General features: G+C 69.5%; 7 protein-coding genes. 5 read left to right on the top strand and 2 right to left on the bottom strand.

What is annotated here, in order from left to right; genetic code table 11:
• The coding region (locus Mterra_RS23500) for an IS4 family transposase (protein ID WP_147372510.1) at positions 1–120 on the top strand (120 nt) is incomplete at its 5' end.
• 31 nt (positions 121–151) lie between these two features.
• On the opposite strand, the gene Mterra_RS17515 is transcribed toward Mterra_RS23500, so the two are convergent.
• The gene (locus Mterra_RS17515; RefSeq protein ID WP_245971680.1) at positions 152–1,234 is read right to left on the bottom strand and encodes an RNA-guided endonuclease InsQ/TnpB family protein; all 1,083 of its coding nucleotides are present in this window, start codon (positions 1,232–1,234) and stop codon (positions 152–154) included.
• A gap of 369 nt (positions 1,235–1,603) precedes the next feature.
• Between Mterra_RS17515 and Mterra_RS17510 the strand changes: the two genes are divergently transcribed.
• Both Mterra_RS17510 and Mterra_RS17505 read left to right on the top strand, forming a co-directional pair.
• Complete coding sequence (locus Mterra_RS17510; RefSeq protein WP_245971679.1) at positions 1,604–2,974, top strand: flavin monoamine oxidase family protein; 1,371 nt, start codon at positions 1,604–1,606, stop codon at positions 2,972–2,974.
• Between the two features lie 21 nt (positions 2,975–2,995).
• Positions 2,996–3,268 carry a type II toxin-antitoxin system prevent-host-death family antitoxin gene (locus Mterra_RS17505; protein WP_119316327.1) on the top strand — a complete coding sequence of 91 codons (273 nt, stop codon included), beginning with the start codon at positions 2,996–2,998 and terminating at the stop codon, positions 3,266–3,268.
• 138 nt (positions 3,269–3,406) lie between these two features.
• Here Mterra_RS17505 and Mterra_RS17500 read toward each other — a convergent pair whose 3' ends face one another.
• Positions 3,407–4,942: a S10 family peptidase gene (locus Mterra_RS17500; protein ID WP_119316326.1), complete on the bottom strand. Its 1,536-nt coding sequence runs from the start codon at positions 4,940–4,942 to the stop codon at positions 3,407–3,409.
• A gap of 125 nt (positions 4,943–5,067) precedes the next feature.
• On the opposite strand from Mterra_RS17500, the gene Mterra_RS17495 reads away from it, so the two are divergent.
• Positions 5,068–5,754: a hypothetical protein gene (locus Mterra_RS17495; protein WP_147372910.1), complete on the top strand. Its 687-nt coding sequence runs from the start codon at positions 5,068–5,070 to the stop codon at positions 5,752–5,754.
• Positions 5,755–5,787: 33 nt separating this feature from the next.
• Entirely contained in the window at positions 5,788–6,696 is a 909-nt protein-coding gene (locus Mterra_RS17490) for an AEC family transporter (protein WP_119316324.1), read from the top strand.
• Positions 6,697–6,755 lie beyond the last annotated feature (59 nt).

Genomic DNA, 6,755 nt, shown 5'->3' with positions numbered 1-6,755 from the left:
CACCAGGGCCGCAAGGGGGACGGGATGCCGGGCTGGCTCACCCTGTGGAGGGGGATGGCCAGACTGCAAACCCTAGTCGAAGGTGTGCGTCTGGCACGTAAAATCAAGACTTATGGGTAATGACAAGCTCTTCAGAGCGGGGCTTCTCGGTTCACGCGGGAGCGGCCACCCGCTGCCCGTCCCCGAGGGCCCCGTCCAGGCCCAGCGCCAGAATGACCTTTGCAGCGGCCACGTCCCTGTCCAATACACACCCACACTCGCAGGCATGGACGCGCTCGGACAGTTCCTTTTTTTGGATGCCGCCGCATTCGGGGCAAATCTGGCTGGTGTAATGTGGCTTTACGGCCACTACTCTCCGCCCGGCGCTCGCAGCCTTGGCGGAGAGGATGCTGATGAAGGACGACCAGCCCGCGTCCAGCACGCCCTTGGATAACCGGGTGCGGGCCAGCCCGGCGGTGTTCAGGTCTTCGTGGACTATGATTCCATAGGTATTGACCAGCCCCCTTGCCGTCTTGTGGTGGAAGTCCTTGCGCTGGTTGGCTACTTTGCGGTGCTGCCGCGCCAGTTGCCGCTTCAGCTCCCGGCGTCGGTTGGAGCCCCGCTTTTTGCGGGACAGGGCCCGCTGGGTGCGGGCCAGTCTGGCCTCGGCCTTGCGGTACGCCCTCGGCGGCGACACGAGTTCCCCGTCCGAGGTCGCCACGAAGCGTGAGAGCCCCAGGTCGAGCCCCGCCGCCGCTTCCGAAGGCGGCAGGGGTCGGGCCTCCACCTCGCAGACGTACACCGCGTACCAGCACCCCGCCGAGCGCTTGAGGGTCAGGGTCTTGGGTGTGCCCTCCGGGGGGCGGTGCTGCTTGATGCGCACGTGGCCCACCCCCGGAACCTTGACCTTGCCGTTGTCCAGGGGCTTGCCCGGCCCGACCCAGTTCCCCTCCCGCCACACCTGGGGGAAGGTGAAGCTGTCCCACCGGCCCCGCCCCCGGAAGCGCGGGTATCCGGCCTTCTCCCCCCGCTTTACGCGGGAGAAGAAGCCCTGGAAAGCCCGGTCGAGCCGCTTCAGGGTCTCCTGCAAGACCTGGGCGTACACCCCTTGGTACTCCGGCCTTACCGCCTTGACCTCGCCCAAGAGCCGCATCTGCCCGTACAACGTGACCGACTTCCCGGCCTTTTTCCAGGCCTCGCGGCGCTCCTGCAAGGCGGCGTTGTACAGTTCCCGCGTCAGGTTCAGGATGCGCACCAGGGCTTCCTCCTGCGCCCGGGTGGGGTACAGGCGGTATACGAAAGCTTTCTTGTGCGCGGTATTCTCGACGTGCGTCGCCTCCTTCGCAGGTGATGCCGGGCTCGGGGTGCGCCAACACCGCCGGGCCGTTTCTGTTCCCAGCATACAACCCCTGCGGGGTTGGTGGAAGGGGTCCATGTACCGCAGACGAGCCTGCCGCCGCGCCCGGCGGCATGTCTCGAGTCCCTCCCCGCATTGAAGATGCGGGGCACTATAGCCCCTTCCACACCATCCCCTTTTCTGTAGGTGATCCAGGCCGCTGATCATGCGGCCAGCCTAAGGCTAGGCTACTCTGAAGCCAAGCCTGGATTGGGGGTGCGGACCGCCTTGGAGCGAGATGCTGTGCGGGAGTGCGACGTGGTGATCGTGGGCGCCGGGCTGGCCGGGCTGGTGGCGGCCCGGACCCTGGCGCAGGCGGGGCATTCGGTGCTGGTGCTCGAGGCCCAGGACCGGGTGGGCGGGCGCGTGCTGAACCACACCCTGCCGGGCGGCACGGCGCTCGAGCTCGGCGGGCAGTGGATCGGCCCCACCCAGGAGCGCATGTACGCGCTGTGCCGCGAGCTGGGCCTGGAGACCTTCCCCACCTACAACCAGGGCGAGCACGTGGTGCACTTCGGGGGCCGCCTCAGCCGCATGGCCTCCGCCCGCGAGGCGGCCCCCAAGTTCCCCCTGTGGGCCCTGCTCGACGTCCTGCGGGCCTCGCGGCGCCTGAAGGCGATGGCCGGGGAGCTCGACCTCGAGGCCCCCTGGACCCACCCCAAGGCGCTGGAGTACGACAGCCAGACCCTCTATAGCTGGCTGCGGCGCCACACCCGCACCCGCCACGGCCGGGGCTACTTCGAGCTCGTCACCGAGGCGGTGTTCTCGGCGGAGCCCAACCAGATGTCGCTGCTGCACTTTCTCTTCTACCTCAAGTCGGGCGGGGGTTTGGAAAACCTCGTCAGCGTGGACCGGGGCGCCCAGGCCGAGCGCGTCGTGGGCGGCACCCAGCGCATCGCCCAGCGCCTGGCCGAGGGCTTGGGCGGGCGGGTGCTGTGCTCGAGGCCCGTCCACAAGATCGCCCAGGACCCGGGCTCGGTGCGGGTCGAGGCCGAGGGCCTGAGCGTAGAGGCCCGCTACTGCATCGTCACCCTGCCCCCCGCCCTGGCCGGCCGCCTGGCCTACGACCCCCCGCTGCCCGGCCTGCGCGACCAGCTCACCCAGCGCCTCCCGATGGGCTCGGTGATCAAGCTGATGGTGGTCTACGCCGAGCCCTTCTGGCGCAGGGAGGGCCTCACCGGCCAGGCCTTCAGCGACGAAGGCCCCGTGCGCGTCACCTTCGACAACTCCCCGCCCTCCGGCTCCCCGGGCGTGCTGCTGGGCTTCATGGAGGGCGAGGACGGGCGCCGCATGCACCGCCGGTCGCGGGCCGAGCGCGAACGCGCCGCCGTCGCCTGCTTAGTGCGCTACTTCGGCCCCCAGGCTGCCCGGTACGAACAGTACGTGGAAAAAGACTGGATGGACGAGCCCTGGGCCAGGGGCTGCTACGGCGCCCACTTCGGCCCCGGCGTCTGGACCGCCTACGGCGAGGCCCTGCGCCAGCCCGCCGGGCGCGTCCACTGGGCCGGCGCCGAGACCGCGGCGGTGTGGAACGGCTACATGGAGGGGGCGGTGCGGGAGGGGGAGCAGGCGGCTCGAGCCCTGGCAAGCCTGCTCTGATAGCCGGGTTGGAGGGGTGGCGTGCCCAAGACGGGGCAATTGCAGGAAGCCAAGAACAAGCTCAGCCAGGTGGTCAACGAAGCCTTAGAGGACGGCCCGCGGATCATCACCCGGCACGGGGCGGCGGCGGCGCTCCTCTCGGTGAACGACTGCCGCGAGATCGCCCCCAAGACGCGCAACCTCTATGAGCTGTTCCGCGACTCGCCGCTCGTCGGCGTTGACCTCGACCTGACCCGCGACGAGGACGACTTTGGCCGCCCGCCCCTCGACTTCAGCGAGCGCCAGAGCGGATGAGCTACCTCCTCGGCACCTCTGTTCTCTCCGGCACCGTCGCCAAGCAGCCCAACCCGGGGGTGCGGGAGTGGCCGTTGGAAAACGACCCCCGGCTGGCCTATTCGAGGCCGCGGGCGTCAGGCTGCACAACCCCTGGACCTAGGGCTTGGCTTTGGGGCGGGGTTTGCCTTTGCCCCGGGCCCCAGGCCCCGAGGTTGTCGCGCCGGGCGCGGCGGCGGCCATGAAGGCCGCGAGGTCGTGCTTCATCTGCTCGAGGCTGGCCCGGTGCACGTACATCATGTGCCCGGCCTCGTAGTAGCGGGTCTGGAGGTTGGCCTGGAGGTGGGGCTCTAAGCCCAGGTGGGCGAAGGTGTAGTCGGTGGCGAAGTAGGGGGTGGCGAGGTCGTAGTAGCCCGAGCCCACGAAGACCTTGAGGTAGGGGTTGAGGTTCATGGCCTTGCGCAGGGTCTCGGCCACGTTGAGGTACTGGTTCTCGTACTCCTTGTAGCTCCAGTTCTGGTAGAGCCCGGTGAGCACCTCGTAGGGCAGGTCGCTCTCGAAGCCCAGCTCCTCGCGCACGTACTGGTTGAAGGTGGCGGTGTAGGGCCCTTGGATGGTGGCGTAGCTGGGGTCGTACTCGCTGTTCTCGCCCGCCGCGTCGCGGTCGTGCCCGGTGAAGCGGGAGTCGAGGCGGCCCACCGTCTTGCGCTCGGAACGCAGCAGCTCCTTGCAGAAGCGGTAAATTCCGACGCGCAGGTTGGTCTGCTCGAGGTACTCCCGCGAGAGGCCGGTGTAGCGCGAGAGCTTCTCGAGCACCCCCTCGCGCTCGGCCTCGGGGAGGGCGCTGCCCTGGAACAGCGCCCTCAGGTACTCGCCGCCGGCGAAGGCCTCCACCTCGTCGAGGAAGGCCCGCAGGGGCCTCTTCTGCAGGTCGGGCGGCAGCTTCTCGTGGTACCACGCGGTCGCGGCGTAGGTGGGCAGGAAGAGCACGTGGGGCAGGTCGTGGCCGGGGGCGAAGCGGGCGGTGGCGAAGTCGAGGATGCTGCTGACGAGCATGATCCCGTTGAGGTACATGCCGTGGCGCTCCTGCAGGTGGCCGCTGAGCCCGGCGGCGCGGGTGGTGCCGTAGGACTCCCCGATGAGGAACTTGGGGCTCGTCCAGCGCCCGTAGCGGCTGGTGTAGAGCCGGATGAACTCGCCCACGCCCTCGACGTCGCGCCTGTAGCCGTGGTACTCCTTGGTCTTCTCGCCGGGCACCATGCGGCTGTAGCCCGTGCCCACCGGGTCGATGAACACCAGGTCGCTCACGTCGAGCAGCGAGTGCTCGTTGTCCACGAGGCGGTAGGGCGGCGGGGTGGGGTTGCCGTCGTCGTCCATCAGCACCCGCCGGGGGCCCAGCACGCCCAGGTGCAGCCACACCGAGGAGGAGCCCGGACCCCCGTTGAAGGAAAAAGTGACGGGGCGGCGGCTCCTGTCGGGCACGTCGTCGCGGGTGTAGGCGATGAAGAACACGCTGGCCTTGGGCTTCTCGCCCTCGCTCGAGCCCTCCTTCTCGCTCTCCTCCTTCAGCACGATGGTCCCGCAGGTGACGGTGTAGCTCACCTCCTGCCCGCCGATGCGGACGGCGTGGCGGCTGATGACGAGGTTGTCCTGGGGCGCGGGCTTGGCGTCGGCGGGCTTGCTCTCTTCGGGCATGCCCCAATCTATCAAGCCTCAATTCCGCCCGACACGGGGGGGCTCGAGTAGCGGCGGGCCGCCCGGCTGGAGCTGTATTAACCCGTCCCCCAGGACTGATGTGCTACCGTGGCCTTGACGGCCCTATGAAAAGTCTGTGGTTCGTGCTCTTGGGCAGCACCAACGGGCTGCTACTCGCGCTCTACCTCGCCCACGCGGTGGCGGTGAGCCATCCCGGCTGGGCGCTGGCCGGGCTGTTCAGCGACCCGCGCATGGCGCTGGACATGGACCGCGGCTACGCCGAGGTGTTCGGCTACGTCCAGGAATTCTGGGTGGTGCTCGCCGCCCTCGGCCTGGCCTGGCTGCGCCGCGCCCCGGCCTACCTGGCGTGGGCGTTGCTGTTCGCCTACTTGCTGCTCGACGACTTCTACGGCCTGCACGAGGCCCTGGCCCCACTCGTGGCCGCGCGGGCGGGGCTGGGGCCGCTGGGGGGCCTCGAGCCCGCCGAGGCCGCCGAATTGCTGGTCCTGCTGGGCGTCGGCCTGGCGCTGGCCGGGGCGGTGGCGCTGGCCTACGGGCTGGCCCGGCCCGAGACCCGGGCACAGTTCCGCCAGGTCGTGCCGCTGGTGCTGCTGCTCCCCGTCTTCGGGGTCGTGGTGGACGCCGTGCACGAGAAGTTCGTCGAGGGGCGCTTCAACCTCTGGCTCGAGCTGCTGGAGGACGGGGGCGAGATGGCGGCGATCAGCCTGGTGTGCTGGAAGTTCCTGGAGCTGCTGGCGTGGGCGCTCGAGGCCGGGCGCATCGCCCCCTCCGAAACGGGGCTGCCGCACTGAGCCCCGGGCAGTGCGGTGTATGGTGTAGGCCGCATGGAGGCCATTTCCAGCGCGCTGGTCCCTATCTCCCTGCTGATCGCGCTCGGCTTCGGGCTGCGCCGGTGCAATTTCGTGGCGGAAGGCTTCTGGCCCCAGCTCGACCGCGTCAACTACTGGATCCTCTTCCCCTCGCTGCTGTTCATCAACCTCGCCACCGCCCGGCTTTCCGAGGTGCCCGGCTGGCCGCTGGTGCTTTCGGTGTGGGGCGGGCTGCTGGGCTGCTCGCTGCTGATGCTGCTCCTGCGGCCCTGGCTGGCGGCTACTCCCCAGGCCTTCACCTCGGTGTTCCAGGGCGGCATCCGCTTCAACAGCTACGTGGCGCTGGGCACCCTGCCGGTGCTGTTCGCGGGCGGCGGGGCGCTGGCGGCTATTTTGGTGGCCGTCACCGTGCCGCTGGTCAACGTGCTGTGCGTGCTGGTGCTGTCGCTGTTCGCCTCCCACCAGGCGCTGCGCTGGAGGGAGGTGCTGCGCTCGGTCCTGACCAACCCCCTGATCGTGGCCTGCGCGCTGGGGGCTGTGTTCAACCTGACCGGCTCGGGGCTGGGGAGCCTCGAGCCCACCCTCCGGGCCCTGGGCCAGGCCTCGCTGGCCTGCGGCCTGATGTCGGTGGGGGCCACGCTGCGCTTCGAGCACCTGCTCGAGGGGGTGGGCCCCATCCTGGCCTCGATGCTCTTCAAGTTCGTCGCCCTGCCCGTCCTCACCGCCGGCCTCGGGCTGCTGCTGGGCGTCCCCACCCCCGTGCTGGCCGTGGTGACCTTCTTCCAGTCCCTCCCCACCGCCTCCGCCTCCTTCGTCCTCGCCCGCCAGATGGGCGGCGACGAAAAGCTCATGGCCGCCATCCTCACCGTGCAGACCGTGGCAGCCTTCGCGACCATGCCGCTTTTGTACGGGTGGCTACGGTAGGGGGTGGCGTGTGGCTTGTGGTCCCCCCTCCCCGTCCCTCCCCGCGCGCGGGTAGGGTT

Source organism: Calidithermus terrae, from assembly GCF_003574345.1.
Lineage (GTDB): Bacteria > Deinococcota > Deinococci > Deinococcales > Thermaceae > Calidithermus > Calidithermus chliarophilus.
Note: the sequence above shows the minus strand (reverse complement) of the source record. Positions and strands in the feature narration are given on the sequence as shown.